Source organism: Vampirovibrio chlorellavorus, assembly GCF_003149375.1.
Lineage (GTDB): Bacteria > Cyanobacteriota > Vampirovibrionia > Vampirovibrionales > Vampirovibrionaceae > Vampirovibrio > Vampirovibrio chlorellavorus_B.
The window spans coordinates 24781-46810 of the sequence record NZ_QFWH01000006.1 but is presented as its reverse complement, the minus strand read 5'-3'; the positions used below and the strand labels follow the sequence as shown (position 1 = coordinate 46810).

Below are 22030 nucleotides of genomic sequence, written 5' to 3'. Positions count from 1 at the left end.
CTATGCGCGCAAGCATCCATTCCTCCGCCCCCGATCCATATTTTGAAGATCGCAGAGCCAGCACGGCCTACGTTCACGAATCCGCCTATGTGGATGCCCCCTGCCACATTGGCGAACATACGGCCATTCTCCACTTTACCCACGTGATGGCCCACGCCATCATCGGCAACCACTGCCTGATTGGCCGCAACGTGACTATCGCCTCCGGGGTTTTGCTGGGCGATGGCGTGCGGGTGATGAATAGCAGTCAGCTCAACAGCGGCGTCATTCTGGAAAACGAGGTGTATTGCGGTCCCTGCGTGGTTTTTGCCGAAAACCGGCACGTGCGGGCCCAGCCCAATAACATTTCCCGGGTAAGCCCCACGCTGGTGCGGCAAGGCGCTCAACTGGGGCCCAACAGCACGGTGGCCTCCGGTGCCACCATCGGCAGTTACGCCTTTGTTGAGGCGGGTACGATTGTCGATAGAAATATTCCCGACTTTGCGATAGCATACGGCAATCCACTCAGGCTTGCCGGTTGGCGTTGCACCTGCGGACAAACATTAAAAATCGCCCCTGCCGCTCAAGACGCTCAGGATGTGCGATGTTCGTACTGTAGCCGTCGCTATATCAGGCAGTCCCAATGGAAAATATTGCAGTTGACCCAGGGGGACACCGCGCTTGATTCCCATTCTCAATTTGACCCGTCAGTACGAACAGCTCAAGGACAGGATTGATCAGGCCCTGATTCAGGTGGCCGCCTCTGGTCACTACATTCTGGGGCCCGAAGTGACAGCCTTTGAGCAGGAAATGGCTGATTACCTGAAAGTTAAACATGTCATCGGTTGCGCCAACGGCACCGACGCCCTGTTTTTGGCCCTGAAAGCCCTTAAAATCGGGCCGGGGGATGAAGTCATCACCACCCCTTTCAGCTATATGGCCACCTCCGAATCCATTGTGCGGGCCGAAGCCAAACCGGTGTTTGTGGATATTGACGCCGACACCATGAACTTCAATATCTCTCGGCTGGAAGCGGCCATTACCCCCCATACCAAGGCCATCTTGCCGGTGCATATCTTCGGTCAGTCCGTAGATATGGACGCGGTTCGCGCCCTGGCCGAAAAACACGGGCTGGCCATTGTTGAGGATTGCGCGCAGGCCATTGGCTCCCACTTCAAAAATCAAAAAGTGGGTACCATCGGAGACATCGGCTGCTTCAGCTTCTTCCCCTCAAAAAACCTGGGGGCCTTTGGCGATGGCGGCATGTGTACCACCAACGATGACCGGCTGGTCGAGCGTCTGCGCATGCTGCGGGTACACGGCAGCCGTAAGCGTTACTATCACGAGGAACCGGGTCTGAACAGCCGTCTGGATGAGATTCAGGCCGCCATCTTGCGAGTCAAGTTACCCCACATTGATGAGTGGAATCACGCCAGACAGGCGGTGGCCCATCGCTACGATACCTTGCTGGCCCCGTTGGCGGAGTGGATTCAGACACCCCGCCGGGCTGAAAACAGCGGGCACGTCTTTCATCAGTATACCATTCAGCTCAAAGGGCCCCATCCCGCCCAGCTGCGGGAGCAAATCCAGCAGCGCTTACAGGCCGCCCAGGTGCAAAGTATGATTTACTACCCGGTGCCCCTGTACAAGCAGCAGACACACGCCAGCTTGAACCTGAATCCTGCCGACTTCCCGGTTTGCGAGGAGATCAGCAATCGGGTGCTGTCCCTGCCCATGTTCCCGGAATTGCGTCTGGACGAGCAAGAGCAAGTGGTACAAGCGTTGACCGCCGCCCTGAAAGCCCAACCGGTTCCGGCTTAAGTCAGTCCGTCAAATCCCTTGAAATCAGCGCCGGATACTCAGCGCCGGATACTCAGCGCCGGATACATTGACTGGCGCTGATTTTATTTTGGGACGCTCTCCAGCTAGGCGATTTGTCATTCACACGGCAATTTGTCCTTTCCACGAACGAAAGTGGGAAGGAATCCAGTATCATGACCTTACGCTTGCCCGGATGGCCTGAGCTTACCGCTCGAAGGGCAACTTCAAAAGCGAGGCCGCTCTGCCGCCGGGGGTGACCGGTCGTTTGCTGATGAGAGTACTGGACTCCAGTCGGGAAGGGGCTTCGGGATGAGAGACCGGTGTCATCCGCTCCACGGACCGCTCCACAGGCCGATCCACTTCCTCTGTATCCGTTTCGGAGTCCACGGCCTGTGGCCCCTGAGCGTCCAAACCGGTATCTGACTCTCCAGCGGAAATCTCCTGAGGCAGCTCCTCTTCGGGAAGCACCACTTCTTCGTCGTAATCACTGGGAATGGCCACGGTTAAAGGGGTGGCCTCCTCCAACTGGCGCTCCATCTGACGCAACTCCTGAACCCGCTCATTCAAGCGGCGTAAGGCATGCTCGATGGCACTGGAGATAATGGGATTACTGATTTTTTTGCGCAAGTCCATCAGCAGATCCCGAGAGCGCTCTGTCCCTCCCACTTGACCCAGACTGCGCACACAGGCCCACACAAAGACCGGCATGTTTTCCCAGTCGGCATTTTGCAGGGACTCCACCAGAATCGCTTCGCTTTCCCAGCCACGGCGCTTGCCCAAAGCCCGCACCACGGCCAGCTTCACGTCTTCGGAGGCTTCCCGACGCAGGGCCGTAATCAGGGAAATAAAGGCCTTTTGATCTTCCATGCGACTCAGGGAGTCGGCGGCCAGGGCCCGAATGGCGCTGTCGCTGTCGGTCTGCAGGGTTTTCACCAGCACGTCAATGGCCTCCGGGCCGGGGAAACGCTGGAGCCCAATGCAGGCGTAGCGCCGCACTTCCGGCAGGCTGTCGCTCAAGGCGTCCATAAAGCTGTTAAACACATAAGGAGAATCGCTTTCGGCGTCCGCCAGATTTTTGATGGCGGTCAAGCGCACATCCCCACAGGCGTCCGACAGGCCCTTGATAAAGACACTGGTCAAATCCCGATGCCAGCGATACCGGGACAGGGTGCTGTAGACTTGCGAGCGCACAGCCTCACACTCATCATCAATGGATTGAATCATCACATCCATGATCTGCTCGGCCAATTGGGCATCCGCGTGTTTTTGGGAAATCATAAACAGGTTGCGGGCGGCATATTCCCGCACCATGGAATTTTCATCCTTCATGGCCTTGAACAGTTCCCCACGCGCGGTGGGAGAGTCGATCAGGGCCATGTTGTTCAGGGCGGTCACTCGCACCACGGCCTTGTCATCGTGCATAAACTGCACAAACACGTCTTCCAGAAATTTGACGATCTCCGGGTTGCCCATGGCGTCCCCCAGAGCGATCACTTCCATGGTTTTTTCCCGATCCAGATCCCCGGATTTGACCGACAGGGGGATAACCTTCTTCAGGTACATCAGCTTTTCATCGGTGGAAATATCGGTTTCAATGGCTCGGGTTTTCTCTTGCAAAAATTCCAGAATAAAGCGGCTTTGAATAGCGTAGAAAGGCCCCTGTCCCTTTTCGCTTTTCTTTGGCGACGCAGTGGACCTCTCTGGCAACTGCCGGATAAAATCATGCTGGAACAGGGCCCGCAATACCTCAAAGACATACCCGTCCGTAAAGCCCTGAGAGGCGCTGATCTCCTTGATGGCCTGATTGGCCGAGAACCGGTTCTCCCCAAAGTGCTTGATCAGTGAAGCCAGCACCTTGTAGAGCGACTCTTCATCATTTAGAAAGGTCAACTTCAGTCGGGTAAAATTCAGCTCGAAGAGATTGCTGACCTTATCAATGCCCAGACGCTGGAAAAATTCCATATCCACGTGCTTCAGGCGATTGCCTTCCACCCGTTCCTTCATAAAACTGAGGATTTTCAGCAACCAGAACGGGTTGCCTCGGCTGAGCTGGATCAGGCTGCGATAAACGGACTCATCCACCTCCACGCCCATAGCGTGCAAGGGGGTGCGAATCAGCTTGCGGCAGGCCGCGTCTCCCAGGGCATCCAGCAACAACTTGGTCCGGAAATGATTGTAAAGCGCGCCGCCCAGCGTATAGCTCTCGCCCTCGGTGCGGGCGGTCATCACCACCATGAAGTGATAATTTTTTTGCTCGGTAATTTGAAACAACAGCTCCGTGAAAAAATTCTTCAGATCTTCCTGACGGGGCTTGTCCTGAATGCGATCCCATTCGTCAATGGCCAGCAACATGCCGCTATCAATATTTTCCAGCGTGGCGTTGATGAAATTGAAAATAACCATCAGGTGCCGTATCAAGGGATCTTTGGCCGCCTTGACATTTTTTTCCAGCCGGGAGGCAGCCGAATGACTGACCGGAACGGCCACATGCTCAAAAGCGGCCGGCGCATTGGGAATGACCGCAGGCGGCATAAAGTCAAAATGATCGGCGGCCACAGACTGATCAATCAGTACATTCAATTCCGGCGGCCCGTTCAGTTCCGGCAGGGTTTCCGCTGGTATCGCTTTCACCGGTTTGGGCGGCGAGACAATACCATCGACCCGATCATGGTGTTCCGGTTCTGCGGCACCCCGGGCCGGGGTATTCTCCTCAATGGCCGAAGGGTGCTGAGCTTCCCCGCCAGCGTTGGACTTGAGCAGGCCCACATCACTCTGATTGTCGGGGGCTGTAAAACTGTTCTCCCGCAGGGTTTCCGCCAGACGGATCGACTCCTGCAAGGTCGGACTCATGGGGTTGAGCAGCGAAGTGGCCACCATAACCCAGGGGTTCACGATAAGATCCACCAGCTTTTGGATGCTTTCATTCACCGAAAACTTGAGCTTTTTGACCGCGGGCACCTGACTGCGGATGGCTTTGACCAGTTGCTCCTGACTAATGGCATCCTTGCCCCCGATGGACTCCTGTAGTTTGACCAGAGCGATGGCTCGCACCAAATCCTGCCGTTCCCAGCGCAAATCCAGCTCCTGGGTAATTTCATTGACCGCCACCAGCGCCTCATCCAGAATGTGGTTGGCATCGGCCTGCAGCTTTTCCACCAGGGCCACATACACCGCTTCTGGCGAGTCATAGGTCATTTTACCCAGATTTAAAACCCGGCAGTAAACGCCTTCCTGAACCAGCGTGGTAAAAGTTTCCAGCAGGGCGGTCTTGCCAATACCAGCGTCCCCGGTGATGAGAGCCGCCTTGGGCTGGCCCGTTTTGGCCAGATTCAGCAATTTCAGCAACTGGCGTAGCTCGGTTTTGCGCCCCTGGATGGGCACATTTTCCAGCAAGTAGATTTCCCGGGTCGGGGCGTCATAAAGAGAATTCGGGTTTGTCAAAGATAGCTCCCACTCTGCTCGTCATGATAAAAACGACTGGAGATCTGTATTATATAATAGAATGACTTTCGGCAGTCGGGCCGAGACGGAAAGTTTCCTGAAAGCTCGTTCAAAAATGGGACTCTCCCCCAGTAGCCCCGGACTGTAGGACTGACACGTTTTCTGATTGCCTGTATCCAAAACGACCGCTGGACCCAAGCCGAATAGCCGACTTCAAACCGGACATGGCGGTAAAGACCAGTGAACGCTGGAGTTGTCGAGTCAGGCAAAGTAGATTTGAAAAGAGCAGCTTTAAAATGTTAATGAGCAGAGGTTCCATTATGAAAATTCAGGCCAGCCTGTGGGCAGTGGGCGCATTGTCTCTGTTAACCGTTGGCTTCGTGTACGCCCTGTCCGTAACGCCCTCGCCGTCCCTGCAGGCCAAGCCATCCTCTCCCCCCCCTGCGGCGTCTCGTTCTGCCGCTGCGGGCGCTTCCGTTGCGTCAAAGCCCGCTGGATCCCTCTCTCCGGTTTTAACCCAGGCCGATGCCTTTGAGTTTCTGGATCTCATCCCGGTGGGTAAAAAAGCCCCGGCCTTCACCGCCCAGACCGCCGAGGGCAAGCCGATTCGGCTGGCCGACTATAAAGGCAAGAAAAATCTGGTGCTGGTGTTTTATCAGGGCAGTTTTTGCAGCGTCTGCGGCCATCAGCTGACCAACATCCAGGAAAACCTGTCCTATTACCGGGCTCAGGATGCTGAAATCATTGCCATCAGCGCGGACGATCCGGCTCACGCCCTGAGCAGCGTGGGGGAACATGGTTTAACGTTCCCGGTGGTGCCCGATCCTGAAAAAAAGCTGATAAAACTGTTTGGGGTCAGTAACATCAGCAAAAAAGGCATTGCCTGGCCCTCTTTGTACGTGCTGGATAAACAGGGCACCGTGCGGTTGGCCTTTGCCAACGCCGAGGGAAAACGATTGCACAGCGATGAGATTTTACCAGCGCTGGCCAAAATCACCGGAAAGCCAGCCCCCCGCCTGAACTACGACTAACGTCTCATGACAAACGACAGTCACGTTCGCCCTCGCAAAAAGGCTTTATAAAAAAAGCGGACATTTCCGTCGTTGGCCGTTTTGATTTCATGGCGCTGCAAGCAGTTTGGCACACGCTTTTCCGCACCGACGCCACCTGACTTTTGATTGACCTGACTACTGGGGCGACTGCGGTTTACGGGTAATAAAAGTATGACCGCTTTCCACAACTCCCGGCTGGGCGGGAGCGGTTTGGGCCATTTGAGTGTAGCTCTCGGACACGGTCTTGAGTCGTTGGCTTAAGCCCTGAAAAATATCCCGGGTCGGCTCGCTGAGATTCGCCAACATGTCGCTGATGTCGCTTTGGCTGTACACCTCCACACTCACCGCGTCACTGACGGCGATTGCCGAGGCGGTTCGGATGTGGTCATTTTCAAACAGGTACATTTCCCCAAATATCTCACCGGGGCCCACTTTGGCCACAGGGATCAGCTGCCCCTGCGGATTGCGCTTACAGATGATCACCTCGCCCACCAGAATTTTAAAACTGCAATCGCCAACACTGCCCTCCTGAATGATGGTTTGCCCTTTTTGAAACTGTCGAATGGGTCTGGGTCGCGTGGACAAAATCGGATTCCGCCTCCAGGTTGGGAATATCACTGTGGGCCCGGTCAGGCGAACGCTCATCAAGCCCTGCCCACACCTCATATACCCATTATAACCATACTGCGGGTGGGGGGCATCAAAAATTCACAAGCCCCTCCCAGCAAGCGCTAACCGACAATCTTGGAAAAAAGCAGCGGATCACCCAAAATGCCTGCTCAAGTGATCGAACAGGCATTTTTGGATGTTTGGTTTTGCAGGATTAACGCTGCCCTCTGGCGATAAACTCCAGGTGATCCGGCCCTTCATACAAGGCCTTGGGACGAATCAGGCGGTTGTTATCCAGTTGCTCAATCATGTGGGCCGTCCAGCCTGCCACCCGGGCCAGGGCGAAGATGGGGGTGTAAATCTCAATGGGCAGCCCCATCAGGTAATAAATATAAGAAGTGGGGAAATCCACGTTGGGCACAATATTTTTCTCCCGGCGCATAACCGACTCCACAATGGAGGCGGTCTTGTACCAGCGGGTATCGCCCAGCTTCTCGCTCATTTCCGCACCCATTTCGGTGAGAATGAACGCTCTGGGATCGCCGTTTTTGTACTCCCGATGCCCAAAGCCCATAATTTTTTTCTTGGTGGCCAAGGCGTCCAGCACCCAGGCTTCGGCATTCTCCGGGGTGCCCACTTCTTGCAGCATCTTCATGGCTTCTTCGTTGGCCCCACCGTGCAATGGGCCTTTTAAAGCACCAATGGCCGCCACCAACCCGGAATAAATATCGGAAAGTGTGGAAACCGTCACCCGGCTGGAAAATGTCGAGGCATTGAAGCCGTGATCCGCGTAACAAATCAGCGAACAATCAAACACATGGGCCATGTAGGCGTCCGGTTTTTTGCCTTGCAGCATATACAGGAAGTTTTCGCCGTGACCCAGGCTGTTGTCCGGCTTGACGATTTCCTGCCCCCGGTTGATGCGGTAGGAATAGGCAATCAAGGCCGGGAACTTGGCGATCAGCCGGGTGGCCTTGCGCAGGTTGGCCGCATGGCTGTTGTCATCCCGATCCGGGTCATGCAACGCCAATAAGGCTGCGCCGGTGCGCAGCATGTCCATGGGCACGCTGTTGGGCGGGAAGGTCTTAAAGCTCTCCACCACAACGGCGGGCAGATCCCGCTCCTGTTTCAGCTCGGCACAGAAAGCGTCGTACTCGCTCTGGGTGGGCAAATGGCCCTTCAGCAGTAAAAAGGCCACTTCCTCAAAGGTGGAATTCTTCACCAGATCCCGAATATCGTACCCTCGGTACATCAAGCTGCACAAATCCGGATTAACGTGCGAAATGGTGGTGGTTCCGGCGATAATGCCTTCAAGTCCAGGGCTGTACTCTGCCGTTTTCATAGTCGTCCCCTTTTTTACCAGATGACTTTAAATGCTTGTGAGGATTGTACTACAACCGTCTCCGGATAAGCTCATCCGGGCGATTGAGTTCTGACGGGTTGGACAATTAACGGTTGGTGTTGGACGAAAACTGAGTGGCCAAACTGGAATCCAGCCGTTCATAATCCTGGTAGTGAATAAGCTGATATAAATCCTGCCGGGTAGTCATCTGCGGCAACAGGTTACTTTGAGTGCCTTCTTGCTGCAGCTGACGCATGCCATCCTCTACCGCCTTCATCATAATGCGAAAGGCCGTCATTGGAAAGATGACAATTGTATAACCCAGAGTCTCAAATTCAGAGAGGCTCAAATAGGGCGTTTTGCCGAATTCGGTCATATTGGCCAGCAGGGGGGCCTTCACTTGCCGGGAAAATTCAGCGAATTCCTCCCGGGTGGTCAGGGCCTCCGGAAAAATCATGTCCGCCCCGGCCTCCAGGTAAGCATTGGCACGCTTCACGGCATCCTCAAACCCATTGACCGCTTTGGAATCCACCCGGGCAATCAGCAAAAAATCGGGATTAATCCGGGCTTCCCGGGCAGCGGCTATTTTTTCCCGCATATTCTCAATGGAAATGACCTGCTTACCATCCAGATGTCCACAGCGCTTGGGGATGACCTGATCCTCGATATGCAGGCCGCTCAGCCCCTGCCGCTCGTACTCCTGCACGGTACGGAATACGTTGATGGCCTCCCCATAGCCATTATCCGCGTCGGCGATGGCTGGAATACTGACCGATCGAGCGATGTAACCCGCCTGGGTCGCCATTTCCGTGGCCGTCATAAACCCGATATCGGGATAGCCGCCCACCCCGTTGGAAATCCCCGCCCCGGAGACGTACACTCCCGGAAAGCCCACGGATTCGATGATCTTGGCGGAAATGGCGTTAAAGGCGCCGGGCAAGGCGATGGTGCCCTGCCTCATCAAGGCTCGCAACTGGGCGGGCTTGTTGGGTTGCGGATTCAGCAGGGCTTCGCTCACGGCTCTTCCTTTATATCGGCAAACGCTTACTTCCCGGTGGCAATGGCTTCCGCAAACAGGGCCATAATCTCGGAAATATCGGTGCAGGTTTCCAGACTCCACAGGGCTTTCAGGATGCGGTCGGCGTGGGCCTCACTCATCCAGCGCAGGGCCAGCGAGCGGAATTTTTTCTCGATATCCACATCGTTCATGGGGTTGCGGTTGTGTCCCAAAGGGTAAGCGATTTTCTTGCTGTACTGCTGGCCATCGATGGTCTTGATCACCAGCAGGTTGGGAATGCCCTCCGGGTAACCGGCGGTCATTTCGGCGTTTCGATTGACTTTGACTTTTTGGATCAGGGCCCGCAACTTGGGCTCCTGAATGCGGGCATCGCTGAAGGTATCCAGGGTGATGTCCCCATCCATCAGGGCCGCCGAGACGCAATAGGGCATGCTGTGATCGGCGGTTTCCCGGCTTTTGGGGGCCCAATGCTCGGCGAACCCGGCGATGATATCCACGGCGGCGTCAAAGCTCTCAATGGTGATGGACTCGATTTTCTGATCGATATTGTCCGCCCCGATTTGGGCCCGCAGTTCCAGGGCGGCCTCAATGGCGCTTTGGGAGTGGTACTCCGCAGGGAAGTGCTTGACGTAGGTCTGGTTGATCATAAAGTGCGGGTTGCCGTCTTCCCCGCCCATGGGGGCCAGATCAAAGGGGCCGGACACCTGGGCCCAGAAGCCCATTTCGCCTTCAAAAATTTCCGAAGGGCCGGTCATACCGTGCTTGGCCAACGTGGCGGCAAACACCGCGTTTCGGGAGGCATTGGCGAAAGCGCAACCTTTCCAGTGAGACAACTCTCCCACCCGGGTCTGACGCAAGGCGTTGTTGGGAGTGGCAGCCAGCCCTTGCACATGCACCAGTTGCTGTTGGCTCAGGCCATACAGCTTGCCAGCGGCCAATCCGGCGGAAAAGGCCCCATAAGTCACGTGATCCCAGCCTCTGGCGCGAATGCTGGCCGCATCGCACAGGCGACACTGAATTTCGTAGGCCAGCACAATGGCCGTAATGATGTCTTTCCCGCTTCTTTTCTCCGCTTCGGCCACGGCCAGCACGGCGGCAATGTTATCGCTGGGGTGTGCCGGTTCCTTGGAGAGGTACGTGTCGTTGAAGTCCAGATAGCGCATCATGACCCCGCTGGCAAAGGCGGCCAAATCCGGCGAGGTTTTGTGTCCGGTGGTTAATACGGTGGCCCCGTTGGGGTTACTGGAGAGTTGAGCCACCTGACGGGCGATCTGGGCCGGTTCGGCGTCGTAGGCGCCCATGGCGCAGCCCAGTGCGTCAATGACCCGGCGCTTGGCTTCCAGTACCGCTTCAGCCGGTAATTTTTCAAAGCTGAGCTGACTGGTGTATTCAGCCAGACGATCCGCTAAAAACATTTTGGTGTGCGAAATAACGGTCATGGGGTCTACTCTCCCTCACGGTTGATCAAACGTTTTTCAGGGCTGCAATATCTTTTGGGTGGCAGTGTCTTTTTTCTCTCACTCTTGTGGGCCTTTGGTTTCTGGGCCTTCAGTAACTCGAAAGTCCAGAGTGCCTTCCGCCAGCTCCCGGGGTGCAGGGGTCATCACGGTCCTTGACCGAATGCGCGCAACGCACTGCCATCGACTCCCCTTGCTTTTTATTTTACTCCGATTTCGAGGAAAGCCAAGCCTCAACATCGTCAGGAGATGCCGGGCCTGTCCTGACAGATCAACCGCCTCCCCCGATGCTGCCATCAGCGTGCCTTTCGGTATAACTTCTGCCCACATGGCTTCGGCAGCATTGATTGGCAGGGTCCATAAAAAACGGTAAGATCAAAATAAAGAGGGCCCACGGTTGGGAACAGGTTTTAAGGAGTGCAGCGGGTGACCAATTTAAATAATGATCCGCCGATCCTGCCAAATCGATGCCCCAAATCCTGTCAAATCATTGGGCCGTCAGCCGAAAGCACTGAAACGATTCAGTGGCCGGTTTACGATTTAATTGTCATCGGCGGGGGCATTAATGGCACCGGCATCGCCCGGGACGCCGCTTTGCGGGGCTTAAGCGTGTTAATGCTGGAAAAAAACGATTTTGGCTCCGGCACCTCAGCATATTCCAGCCGGTTGATTCATGGTGGTTTGCGTTATCTGGCCAATCTGGAGCTGGATTTGGTCTATGAATCGTTGGCCGAACGGGAATTATTACTGAAAAACGCCCCGCATCTGGTGCGCCCCCTGGCCCTTGGCTTGCCCGCTTACCGGGGCGGAAAAACACCCTTCTGGATGATTGAGCTTGGCATGTGGATGTATGATGCGCTTTCTGTTTTCAAAAGCCTGCCCTGGCATCGAATGTTCAGTGCCGCAGCGTTTGCCGAACGCTATCCCTCCCTGTCCCAACGGAATTTACAAGGAGGTACGGTTTATTACGATGCCCAGGTGGAATTTCCCGAATTGATTTGCGTGGAAAACGCCATGGCCGCCAAAGCGACCGGTTATGCCTCCATGCTGAACCATGCCCAAGTGGTTGATTTTGAGCTAAAGAATGGGCGAATCACCGGGGTGGAATTTGAGGACACCCTCACCGGGCAGCGTTATCAGGTTCAGGGCAAAGGGGTCATTAACGCCGCCGGGCCCTGGCTGGATCAGGTAATCGCCCTGACGCCAATGGACACGGTGAGGCCAGCGTCCACCTTGCGCCCCCGCATCGGGGGCACTTTGGGCACCCATATCGTGATTCCCCGTTTTGCCAGTGGCCCGGACACAGCCTTATACGTGGAGGCGGAATCCGACGGGCGGCCCTTTTTTATTATTCCCTGGCGGAAAGACTTTTATTTAATTGGCACCACCGATCTGCCTTTTACAGGCGATTTGGATCAAGCCGCTGGCAGCCTGGAAGAGGTGCATTACCTGCTACGGGAAACCAATCGGGTGCTGCCTCAGGCCAATCTTTCGGTGAACGATGTGCTTTACAGCTATGCGGGGGTGCGGCCTCTTCCGGCGGTAACTGCCGATCAACCGGGCAAAATTTCCAGGAAGCACTGGATTGAGGATCATGCCCGGGATACCCGGAACCCCATACAGGGGCTGGTTTCAGTCATTGGGGGCAAGTTGACCACCTATCGTAATCTGGCGCAGGCTACCGTAGATACCGCCGTTCGGGCTTTTGATCTGCGTTTGCCCCACGGCCAGAAAGTTCCAAAATCCGCTACCCAACATCTGCCCTTGCCCGGTGGTACGGGCATTGCCAGCATTGAGCGCTATAAGGCGGACCACATGGCCGCAGCCAGTCAGCGGTTCCAGGTAGCCCCTGAGGTGATTGCCCATCTCATCGATTTATACGGCAGCGGCTATGATCAGGTGCTGTCACTGCTTTCTGAAAATGAAGCGTGGAAACAGCCACTTTGCAGTGCGGGACTGGATATCCGGGCACAGGTCATCTTCGCCATTCGCAAGCAGATGGCCTGCACCGTATCGGATGTCATGCTGCGCCGGATCGGCTGTGCCTTCAACGCCGACGCGGGCATGCAGTCGGTTCAGCAGGTGGCTCAGGATATGGCCACTGAACTGGGCTGGGGCTTCTCTAGAATTGAACAGGAAGTTCAACAATATCGAGCCTTGATTCAGGCCCGGCATTTACACTTCAGGGCGGCCTCCGCCGTTGCCACCGCATAAACGAACACAGACGCCCAAGACGCCTGTGTTCGCGATTGCTAAAACGCCGGTGCTAGCGGAATTTTTCCAGAATGGCCTGAATGGCGGCATCCGAAGTGTCCACCGGCCCGGGCGCTTCCACCACCGGATGACTCGGGGTACTTCGACGAACGGTGGCAGGGGGTGTCCGGCTGGGTTTGTACACCGTGCTGGACTGGGCCGGCTGGTAACTGACGGGCACCATGGCCCCGCTGCTTTTACTGGAAGGTGTACTGGCTGCGGCTGGGGCGGGCTTCAGTTCATCCGGCAGCAAGGCACCGGAAGGGCGCGGTGACGGCTGGCTTTTTCTCCTGTAATCCAGCGGATCCACACCATTGGTCGTGCTATTAATGGTTCTGGCGGGTTCCATAGCGGGCAAGGCGTTGGAGTGTCCTCGACCCTGCAGGGAGACCGGCACCATGCCGGGGTCATCTCCGTTTCGCCCCGCATTGTTTGGGTTTAACTGGCCACCAGACGCAAAGCCGTTATTGCTGTTGGGAGAGTCCCCCTCTTCCCTTAAAATATGCGGGGTCACCAAGACCACCAGTTCCGTCCGCTTTTTATTCAGCGTGGAGTTTCGGGCCAAGGCACCCACGATGGGTAAATTGGACAGCCCCGGGGTGCGATAAACGGCCTCTTTATTCGTGTTTTGCACCAGACCACCCAGCACAAAGGTTTCACCGTCCTGTAGCCGCACGTTTTGGGTCAACACCTCCCGTTTGGACAGCAAGGTGATGGTGGTGCCACTTAAACCTGTCTTGGTTTCGGCCACGGTGCTAATGACCGGGCGAATTTTCAGGGAAACCGTGTTGTCCGCGCCCACCACTGGCAACATATTCAGCACAATCCCGGCTTCACCAATGTTCACGGTGGCCGTGGGCGCACTCAGGGCACTTTGGGTAATTTCCACAGACCGGATAATTTCATCCACAATACTCACCACGGCTTCATCATTGCTGGCCGTTACAATACTGGGGTTGGCCAGCATGCGAGCTTTATTCTGATTGACCAGCGCGTTGATCTGGTAGTAAAAATCCTTCATCCGGCGGGTGGGACTGGTGGTGAATTGCAGGAGACTCTCCCGGGGGGTCTCCGTGCTGGTGCCCACCCCGATGGCGCTGCCCCTTCCATTATTGGTCGAAGTATTATTGGAGCCCACTTTAAAGCCGCCCACATTCACGCCAAAGTTAAAGCCCAATTCCCGGATACCGGTTTCACTCAACTCAATCAGGGCTGTCTCCAGCACCACCTGTGGAATTTTACGATCCAGCATAGGGATCATGGCTTCCACCATGGCGATTTGCTCGGCCGTTCCCATCAGGGTCAGTGTGTTAAGCCGGGTATCCGGCAAAATAACCGGGCCGTTGGGGGCCACGCTGATGGTCTGCACCGCTTTCACCCGAGTGCGCAAGTTGATGGTATTGGTCAAACTGGTTTGACCACCGGAATTGCCGCCACTTTGAGAGGACTGGTTTGTGCCCTGACCTTCCTGCACGTTATCCGCAACCACCCGCACCTGTGCTGGCGTCTGTCCAACGCTGCCCGTTCCGCCGGCTCCACCCGCACCACCACTGCTGCCGGTGCCATTGGCACCCAGCACCGGGACCCCCTCGTTAAACAAACTGGAGGACAAAATGGTGGCGACATCCAGCGCGTTGGCATGACTCAAACGCCAGGTTCTGCTTTGCCGGGGTTGATCCAGAATTGCCAGATGCTTTTCAACCGCCTGAATATCCTGAGGCTGTCCCACCACGATAATGCTGTTGGTATGAAAGTCCGCGGTCACGGGCATTGCGGTTGCCCCCCCCGCTCCGCCGCCGCCAACAGCCCCGGTCGCTCCCCCATTCAGGGCATCCGAAAACAGGGTATTATTCAGGATGCTGGCCACCTGGCTGGCGTTGGCGTTTTTAAGCGCGAAAATGCGGGTCGCCGCCTTTTTCAGGCTTTGCCCCTTGGGTGAAGTGGCATGGGCGACTGTGAGGTTGTTACCCTGAATCGCGTAAACCAGATTTCCATAAGACTTGATGGATTCCAGCGCGTCCTGAATGGTGACGTTATTGAGATCCACACTGATTTCACCGGCCACCGACTCATCGATCAGAACGTTGAAGCCGCCCTTTTGAGCCAGGGCTCGCAGGGCATCCTGAATGGAAATACCGTGAAAGGACATGGTCACCAACTGCTGCCCGCCGGGGATGGGCAAATTCGCCTTGATGTTGGTGGGATTGACGGTGACCCGAATATCCCCGGTAATCGTGCCGGTCGAAGCGGAAAAGGCCAGTAGCCCGCCCTGAGAAAAAAGGCATCCCACACTCAGGAGCAGGGAGAGACTTTTTTTAAGGGCCAGACTGAAGATCTTTTTTTCCCGAAATGAAAACAAATTCTGCATGAGCTACTTCCCTCCGGCCAGGTTATTCAGGGCACCGGTGTCGGTCGCGGTGGTGGAAATAACCGGTGTCAGTTTGGTGTTGTTGATGATATGGGGGGTAATCATCATAACCAGCTCCGAACGGGTTCCGGTTCTTTGAGAGGCCCGAAACATGGCGCCCACAATGGGCAATTCCGCCACACCAGGCAGCTTGTCCGTACGATTGAGTTCCCGCTGCTGGATTAGCCCGCCAATGACCAGCGTCTCACCGTCTTTCAAGCGAACATTCTGAGCCAGCAAATCCCGCTTTTGCAACAGGGTCACCAGGTTACCCAAAACGGTTTCTTCCCGCAGCACACTGGTTACGGAAGGCCGAATACGCATGCTGACAGTCCCGTCTTCGCCGATTTTGGGCAGGATGTCCATCACAATGCCCGCCTCCCCAATCTCCACAGTTTGAGTGGCAAAGCCACTTTCATCCACCGTGGTCACCACCCGTCGTACAATTTCATCCACGATACTGATGATCGACTCGGTATCGTGAGTGGCCACCACGGTAGGGTTGGCCAGTACCTTGGCCTTGTTCTGGGAGATCAGGTTTCGGATCTGGAAGGCGTAATCCGGTCGAGTGACCGCAGGACTGGTATTAAAGGCAATACCTGAACGAGCCAGGGCGTTGACATCCGTGATATCGGTGATTGTGGAAAGCCCTATCAGCCCGTTACCGGACACTGAACTGAGCGGTTGATTGTTAAACCCGAATTGTAACTTGCCATCGGCAATCCCCCAGCGGGTGCCCAGTTGCTTGTTGTTGGTATCCGTAATTTCTACCAGAGAGGCCTCAATGGAAACCTGTGGCAACTGGGCGTCAAAGGTCGGAATAAGCGACTCAGCCAGGGCGATTTGCTCGGCAGTGCCCATAATGGTGATGGCATTTTGGCGGGTATCCGGAATGATCAACGCGCTTTCCGGGGACACCGTGGCATTGTCCTGGGTTTTGACAAAACCCCGCAAAGTAACGCTGCTGGAAAGGCCGGAGGTGACCCCATCCCCATTGCTGCCAAACACGTTGATGCCAGTGCCTTCCTGTACATCCTGACGTTCCACCCGAAGCGAGGAAGGGGTTCTGGGCGTTCCATTGATGCCTCCTGCTGCGGCGCCGCCTGCAGCGCTGCCTGAAGCGGCTGCGCCTCCCACGGCAAAGGAGGCAACCCCGTCATTGAAGGCGCTGCCCGCCAGAAGGGTCGCCACATCCAACGCGTTGGAATGACTGAGGTAAAAGGTCTTGCTTTGCCGGGGAACGTCCATCTTGGCAATGGCCGCTTCCGCCAGAGCAATGGTTTGAGCGGTGCCGATCAGAATAATGCTGTTTGTGCGCGCTTCCGCTGTGGCCGGTTGCATGACATTGCCCCCGGCGGCACCGGCGCCACCACCTCCCGCCGCGGCTGTTCCAGTCGGGGAGGCATTGGCCAGCAGGGAGTTATTCAGCATACTGGCCACCCGGGTGGCATTGGTGTAATGCAGGGCGACCACTTTGGAAAGCTGACGATCCAGCCCCTTGGCCTGGGCGGTTTGTCGGGACATGACCAGGTAAATATTGCCGCTTTGCTTCAGAATCTTCAAATTACCCAATGAAGCAATCGATTGTAGCGCCTGATTAATGGTCACCTTGGACAGATCGATCGTAACATTGCCAGTAACCGAATCGTCCATCACCAGATTAAACTTCCCGGTATCCGACAGGGCGTAGAGAACGTTGCGGATATTTTGATTGTCAACGCTCAGGGAAATACGGCGGCTTCCATTGGGTACATTCAGGGTTTCATCCAGCATGGCGGTATTGTCCAGAGCGCCAGCGCCCAGACCCGATTGAGCCATGATTGGCAACGGGGATACCCCCTGGAGGATCATCATTGCGACCAGCAATGGCGCCAGCGTTTTCTTCATGATTGGTTGCCTCTCATATCTCAACTCGACTCCAGGAAATTTTGAACACGGTCTCTGCCCAAACGGAAATGCCTTCGGGCAGAAGGGTTAAAACACAACGCAGCCTTACTCTTCCAGATTGATGTTAATGCCATTCCCGGTACTCACAGCCGCACTGCCCGGGGTGCTGCCAATCGTGGCACTGTTGTTGGGGGGCCTTGTACCCGTGACTTCCAGCGCGAAGGGGTTTGCGAAAGAACTGGCTGATCCAGTGGCAGCGGGGCTGCTGACGGACGCAGTGTCCACCGGAGCGGTGCCACCCACCATGCCATTGCCCGCATTACCGGCGGTGAGGTTCGTACCGCTGGTCGTGGTCGCATTGACCACAACCTTGTAGGGATTCAGACCCAATGTGCGATTTTCCCCGTTGAGCTGCAGACTCAAACCGGTCTTGCCAATGGCGGTCAGGTAAATACGCTGCCCGTTCACGTAAAATGATTCACCCGCTTTTTTGAACAGTGTTTTGGGGGCAACCGCGGGATTGACGTCTGCAACCTTGATAATGGCGATCTTGCTCTTGCTATTGGCCCCGCCAATAAACCCGGTGTACTGGACGCCCGTCAGGGCATCCTGACTTTCAGCCGGGACGATGAACGCGCCGTTGGTCTCCTGAATCAGGGGAGAAAACGGGTCAGGCCGTCCACTCAAGCCCGGAATGCTTTCCGCGGTATCCACCTTGCCAAAGCTCTGGGCAGGGGCTGCTTGGGCGATGAGACGCTCATCGGGATCCAATTTTCCCGCGGGCTTCTGTTTGGGCCATTGCTCCTGCAGGGTTTGAATATTAAGCAAGTCACTGTGGCGTGACGGGACCGGGGATTTTCCATTTTCAGGTTCCGCGGCATGCGACAGACTAACAGAGGTTAGCCACCAATACCCAAGCCCCGCGTAAAGCGATGAGCCCAGCAAACATAACCCAATCAGGGCGGCCACCATTCTGGGGTTGTTTAACAACTTGGATGTCCAGTGATTCTTGAGCGGGGAGGAGTCGTTGTCCCAAAAACCCTGATCAAGACGCGCCGACATTTCCACCCAGTCCAGCGGATCGGGTTGTTCTTCTGCCAGTGAAGAGCCGGTTTCCGATCCCTCGGGGATAGCCTGCTTCGTTTGCGGGCCTTCATACTGCTCCCAAAAGCTGCTGGCCACATCCGCCCGGGAAACCATCGTTCTTTCTGGCGTCAGATTTGCCTGAGTCATTTTTGTCTCAGTCGGGTTTTCTGACGTCTGATTTTTTTCGTTGATCGATCCGGTAGACTTTACGATGGGCTTTAAAGTGGCCCGATACACGTCTGGCAACTGGCTGTGCGGGTCCTGCCCACGCTGCGAATGCTGATTGAAACCATCGGCATTAAATCCATCAGCCGGTAAGCGGGCGGGCTCCGGCAGGGATTGACCCAATCGGCGAAAGCTTTTGGACTCTGACACCAGCAGCCACTGAGAAGGCGAGGTGGATGACAGGGGGGATGAGGCCCCCATTTTTTGGGCGCTCAGTGAGGTCGAGGTCTGGTCAGTCATCGGGTTGTGACTGGCAGGCGCTGAAAAAACCGTATGCCCAGATGCGGCCACAGCTGACCAGTAAGCGGCTTTAAGGGTTTCAATCTCCATGCCTTCAGAAGTCATCGCTTCCTGCGGATGGGTGCCGCCCATTCTCTTCCCTGAATGTTCACTCAGCATAATGCTTTTTACCTTTCAGATTTTTCCCGTGTCAGATTTTTCCCGTGTCAGATTTTTCCAGTCCGACTCTTCCAATGCGTTCCTGTCCGGCGCTTGCCTGATTACTGGCATGAGGTTGATAAACGCGTTTAACAACCACCATTTTTCAGGAGCCGTTTTCTCTAATGAAGCCACTGGAATATACAGTCACTGATACACAGGGCCTCATTGTTCAGAATATCGTTTTAGCCATTAAATCAACTCATCTATCCATAGGACTTTGCAGAGCGCTATGGCTGAAAACGCAGGTCCGGCTCCAATTAGCAAAGATCAGGCCCAGGCCATTCTCAATACAATCGGTTGCGGCACCCCACTACCCGTAGGAGAAAAATCACTGAACCGCCAAAGCCGTCCCGTTTTCTCGCACCAGAATATGAACCTTTTGACGGGAAGCGGTATGAAATTCAAAATCCCAGTTTGTATTGGCGCCCGTGGGTGGTGTCATTTGCGTTAAACGCAGAGAGGACTTTTTTTGCTGACTGAGATGCTGAGCGGCAGGCCGCACCTGCCGCCAGGCCTCCCCTGCATCCAGGGTGCTGTGCGCTTCCATCCACTGATAAGATGCGGTTACCCCTACAATGGCCAGCACACTGAAAACCAACAGGGAAACGGTTTCTCTGCTCATAAGTTGAACTCTTTTTTGGATTGCCTTCGATAAATTTATTGTGCGCCATTTCCAGAAGGCCAGCCTCCTGCGTTTAAAGGAATCCGCCGCTGAGCCCTCCCCCCGATGGTTTGGGCAAAATTACACAAAGGTAGACAAAGCGGACGTGAGTTTTTACCAAGAGGCTAACAGCGCGTTTCCCTGAAGGAAGGTGCCTGATTAAACCTCGATTTCATCCAGCGTCACCAGCGCCTGAATTTCCTCTGAGGAGAGAAAGACCGGGTTGTTGGCCGAGTTGTACTCAAAGCCGAGTTCAACCGGCTTTCCACGATGCCCCAGTTGATTGGTGTCATACTGAATATCATTGGAAAATTGAATGGTGGGCTGGATAACGTAATAGGTCTCAAACTCCAGCGTCAAGTGAGAGTCATCGCTGGGGCACATCACCTCATGCAGTTTTTCTCCGGGGCGAATGCCCACAAATTTATGTGGCACGCCGGGATACAAGGCTTCCGCCAAATCGGTAATGCGGGTAGAGGGCAATTTGGGCACGAAAATTTCGCCGCCCTTCATGCGCATAAAGGAATCCAGCACAAAGTCCACACCCTGGGACAGGGTAATCCAGAAGCGGGTCATGCGCGGGTCGGTAATGGGCAATTCACTGACCTTGTCTTGCATCAGTTTTTTGAAAAACGGAATCACCGAGCCACGGGAACCCACCACGTTGCCATAGCGCACTACGGAAAAACGGGTTGGCTTGCGCCCCGCCAGATTGTTGGCGGCCACAAACAGTTTATCGGACACCAGCTTGGTGGCCCCGTACAGGTTGATGGGATTGGCCGCTTTGTCCGTAGACAGGGCAATGACCCGCTCCACCTCGTGATCCAGACAGGCCCGAATCACATTTTCCGCACCAGTCACGTTGGTATGGATACACTCCTGCGGGTTGTATTCGGCAATGGGCACATGCTTCAGGGCTGCCGCGTGAATCACCACATCCACGTCGCTCATGGCCATATCCAGACGCTGGGCGTCCCGCACATCGCCAATGAAGTACCGCATGCAGGGGGCGTTGTAAGTTTGCTGCATGACGTACTGCTTGTACTCATCCCGAGAAAAGATAATGATTTTTTTGGGCTTGTACCGCTCCAGAAGGGTCTTGACCGCCTTTTTGCCAAAAGAACCGGTTCCCCCGGTAATTAAAATGGATTTACCATCAAACATAGCTTACCTCTGATCAGTCCCTGCCCATACAATCAGGCCATACTTAACTCATATCCACATCTGGCGCCTGCGCTCAAGCTCAAAGGCTCACAGCGAAAAACGGTTTTCGCCCCTGTGGGCGTTCTTGTCTATTGAACCTTTTTCCGGTCACTATCGGCGTCATCCAGGTTCAGTATTTTTGGAAGCGTCATCGAAAATCCCAAAAAAGTCAGAGTGCTTTTGCTATCATCAGAAATGAGCAGCAAGCAATATGAATGAGAAGTGGCGAACAGTCGTGCTGGATAATCGGGATTATAACAACCAATGAAGCTGGCCCTGGGCACCGTGGCATTGACCGCGCAAAACGGAAAGCACGCCGCGTCGGTGCCGCTGGAATCCGTTCGGGAGATTTTAAACCTGGCCGGGCAGGCCGGTATTGGCTTGCTGGATGCCGCCGCCGAACAGGAGGACAGCTTGTCCGTGGTGGGGCGTTGTTTGCCCGAAAAAGCCCCTTTCAAACTGGTGGTCAGGCCCTATCTGCACTCTGCCGAACCCGGGGTCAGCTCGTATGCCGATCAACTGGAACAGGGGTTGATAGACACCCTGCAGGCCTTGTCCCAGCCCCGCCTTTACGCCCTGAAAACCGGACTGTCTCTCGCTGTGATGAACCGGCAGGGAGAGCGCCTGATTCATCGGCTGGAGGCTTTGAAAAAACAGCAACTGATTGAAAAAACGGCTTTTTCCGTGTCTCAGCCCGAAGCGCTGGACTGGTTGCTCCAACACTGCCAGCCCGATATTGTCCAGTTACCACTCAATGTGCTGGATCAGCGTTTTTTGCACAACGGTCATTTAAGCCTGCTAAAAAACAGGCAAATCGAGATACACGCCAGAGACGTTTTTTTGCAGGGGGTACTGCTGGATCCCCTCCACCTGCACCCCTGGTTTTGGCCCCTGAAAAAGCGGATGGCCCAGTATCACGAGTTTTTGGTGAAAGAAGGACTCACCCCGCTGGAAGGGGCCTTGAATTTTGTCACCGCCTTACCCCAGATCGATTACGCTTTAATCGGGGTGCAAAGCAGGGATCAACTCAGCGAGATGGTAGCCGCCATACTGCCCGGCGTGGCCACGGATGATTTTTTCCCCTTTGCCAGCAATGACAGCCGTTTTGTGGACCCCTTGCAATGGAACCTGTATGAATAGGCCCGCCC

Annotated in this window: 15 protein-coding genes; 5 read left to right on the top strand and 10 right to left on the bottom strand. The window is 55.3% G+C overall.

All coding sequences use genetic code 11. From position 1 onward, the window contains the following. Positions 1-2: 2 nt before the first annotated feature. Together DF283_RS08805 and DF283_RS08800 are read left to right on the top strand one after the other, a co-directional pair. Positions 3-716, top strand: coding sequence for an acyltransferase (locus DF283_RS08805; RefSeq protein WP_303674397.1), 714 nt, complete (start codon positions 3-5; stop codon positions 714-716). After that, positions 661-1800: a DegT/DnrJ/EryC1/StrS family aminotransferase gene (locus tag DF283_RS08800; RefSeq protein WP_303674396.1), complete on the top strand. Its 1140-nt coding sequence runs from the start codon at positions 661-663 to the stop codon at positions 1798-1800. Before DF283_RS08805 ends, DF283_RS08800 begins: the two co-directional genes overlap by 56 nt. A gap of 204 nt (positions 1801-2004) precedes the next feature. Here DF283_RS08800 and DF283_RS08795 read toward each other — a convergent pair whose 3' ends face one another. Continuing rightward, on the bottom strand, positions 2005-5241 hold the full coding sequence (locus DF283_RS08795) for a HEAT repeat domain-containing protein (RefSeq protein WP_303674395.1): 3237 nt from the start codon (positions 5239-5241) through the stop codon (positions 2005-2007). A 296-nt stretch (positions 5242-5537) separates the two neighbouring features. On the opposite strand from DF283_RS08795, the gene DF283_RS08790 reads away from it, so the two are divergent. Then, positions 5538-6272 (top strand): peroxiredoxin family protein, encoded by a 735-nt coding sequence (locus tag DF283_RS08790; RefSeq protein WP_303674393.1) that lies wholly within the window; start codon positions 5538-5540, stop codon positions 6270-6272. 156 nt (positions 6273-6428) lie between these two features. On the opposite strand, the gene DF283_RS08785 is transcribed toward DF283_RS08790, so the two are convergent. The 4 genes from DF283_RS08785 to DF283_RS08770 form a co-directional block, all read right to left on the bottom strand. Further along, the gene (locus DF283_RS08785) at positions 6429-6878 is read right to left on the bottom strand and encodes a cyclic nucleotide-binding domain-containing protein (RefSeq protein ID WP_303674392.1); all 450 of its coding nucleotides are present in this window, start codon (positions 6876-6878) and stop codon (positions 6429-6431) included. A 238-nt stretch (positions 6879-7116) separates the two neighbouring features. Further along, positions 7117-8244, bottom strand: coding sequence for a citrate/2-methylcitrate synthase (locus tag DF283_RS08780; protein WP_303674391.1), 1128 nt, complete (start codon positions 8242-8244; stop codon positions 7117-7119). Between the two features lie 106 nt (positions 8245-8350). After that, positions 8351-9262 (bottom strand): methylisocitrate lyase, encoded by a 912-nt coding sequence (gene prpB / locus DF283_RS08775; RefSeq protein ID WP_303674390.1) that lies wholly within the window; start codon positions 9260-9262, stop codon positions 8351-8353. A 26-nt stretch (positions 9263-9288) separates the two neighbouring features. Beyond that, positions 9289-10701 carry an MmgE/PrpD family protein gene (locus DF283_RS08770; RefSeq protein ID WP_303674389.1) on the bottom strand — a complete coding sequence of 471 codons (1413 nt, stop codon included), beginning with the start codon at positions 10699-10701 and terminating at the stop codon, positions 9289-9291. A gap of 444 nt (positions 10702-11145) precedes the next feature. Between DF283_RS08770 and DF283_RS08765 the strand changes: the two genes are divergently transcribed. Next, complete coding sequence (locus tag DF283_RS08765; protein ID WP_303674388.1) at positions 11146-12933, top strand: glycerol-3-phosphate dehydrogenase/oxidase; 1788 nt, start codon at positions 11146-11148, stop codon at positions 12931-12933. A gap of 52 nt (positions 12934-12985) precedes the next feature. On the opposite strand, the gene DF283_RS08760 is transcribed toward DF283_RS08765, so the two are convergent. From DF283_RS08760 to pseB, 5 genes are all read right to left on the bottom strand, one after another. Continuing rightward, positions 12986-15340 (bottom strand): secretin N-terminal domain-containing protein, encoded by a 2355-nt coding sequence (locus tag DF283_RS08760; protein WP_303674387.1) that lies wholly within the window; start codon positions 15338-15340, stop codon positions 12986-12988. A gap of 3 nt (positions 15341-15343) precedes the next feature. After that, positions 15344-17266, bottom strand: a complete 1923-nt coding sequence (locus DF283_RS08755) for a secretin N-terminal domain-containing protein (RefSeq protein ID WP_303674386.1) — start codon at positions 17264-17266, stop codon at positions 15344-15346. Positions 17267-17371: 105 nt separating this feature from the next. Further along, the gene (locus DF283_RS08750; RefSeq protein ID WP_303674385.1) at positions 17372-18976 is read right to left on the bottom strand and encodes a hypothetical protein; all 1605 of its coding nucleotides are present in this window, start codon (positions 18974-18976) and stop codon (positions 17372-17374) included. 370 nt (positions 18977-19346) lie between these two features. Then, complete coding sequence (locus DF283_RS08745; RefSeq protein ID WP_303674384.1) at positions 19347-19640, bottom strand: hypothetical protein; 294 nt, start codon at positions 19638-19640, stop codon at positions 19347-19349. A 198-nt stretch (positions 19641-19838) separates the two neighbouring features. Then, complete coding sequence (gene pseB, locus DF283_RS08740; RefSeq protein WP_303674383.1) at positions 19839-20843, bottom strand: UDP-N-acetylglucosamine 4,6-dehydratase (inverting); 1005 nt, start codon at positions 20841-20843, stop codon at positions 19839-19841. Positions 20844-21146: 303 nt separating this feature from the next. Here pseB and DF283_RS08735 point away from each other — a divergent pair, with 303 nt between their 5' ends. After that, positions 21147-22022 (top strand): aldo/keto reductase, encoded by an 876-nt coding sequence (locus DF283_RS08735; protein WP_303674382.1) that lies wholly within the window; start codon positions 21147-21149, stop codon positions 22020-22022. Positions 22023-22030 lie beyond the last annotated feature (8 nt).

Coding starts and splice junctions, on each gene's coding strand:
- DF283_RS08735 (WP_303674382.1), top strand. CDS start 21,147: ATGAAGCTGGCCCTGGGCACCGTGGCATTGACCGCGCAAAACGGAAAG.
- DF283_RS08805 (WP_303674397.1), top strand. CDS start 3: ATGCGCGCAAGCATCCATTCCTCCGCCCCCGATCCATATTTTGAAGAT.
- DF283_RS08745 (WP_303674384.1), bottom strand. CDS start 19,640: ATGAGCAGAGAAACCGTTTCCCTGTTGGTTTTCAGTGTGCTGGCCATT.
- DF283_RS08755 (WP_303674386.1), bottom strand. CDS start 17,266: ATGAAGAAAACGCTGGCGCCATTGCTGGTCGCAATGATGATCCTCCAG.
- DF283_RS08760 (WP_303674387.1), bottom strand. CDS start 15,340: ATGCAGAATTTGTTTTCATTTCGGGAAAAAAAGATCTTCAGTCTGGCC.
- pseB (WP_303674383.1), bottom strand. CDS start 20,843: ATGTTTGATGGTAAATCCATTTTAATTACCGGGGGAACCGGTTCTTTT.
- DF283_RS08780 (WP_303674391.1), bottom strand. CDS start 8,244: ATGAAAACGGCAGAGTACAGCCCTGGACTTGAAGGCATTATCGCCGGA.
- DF283_RS08770 (WP_303674389.1), bottom strand. CDS start 10,701: ATGACCGTTATTTCGCACACCAAAATGTTTTTAGCGGATCGTCTGGCT.
- DF283_RS08750 (WP_303674385.1), bottom strand. CDS start 18,976: ATGCTGAGTGAACATTCAGGGAAGAGAATGGGCGGCACCCATCCGCAG.
- DF283_RS08790 (WP_303674393.1), top strand. CDS start 5,538: ATGTTAATGAGCAGAGGTTCCATTATGAAAATTCAGGCCAGCCTGTGG.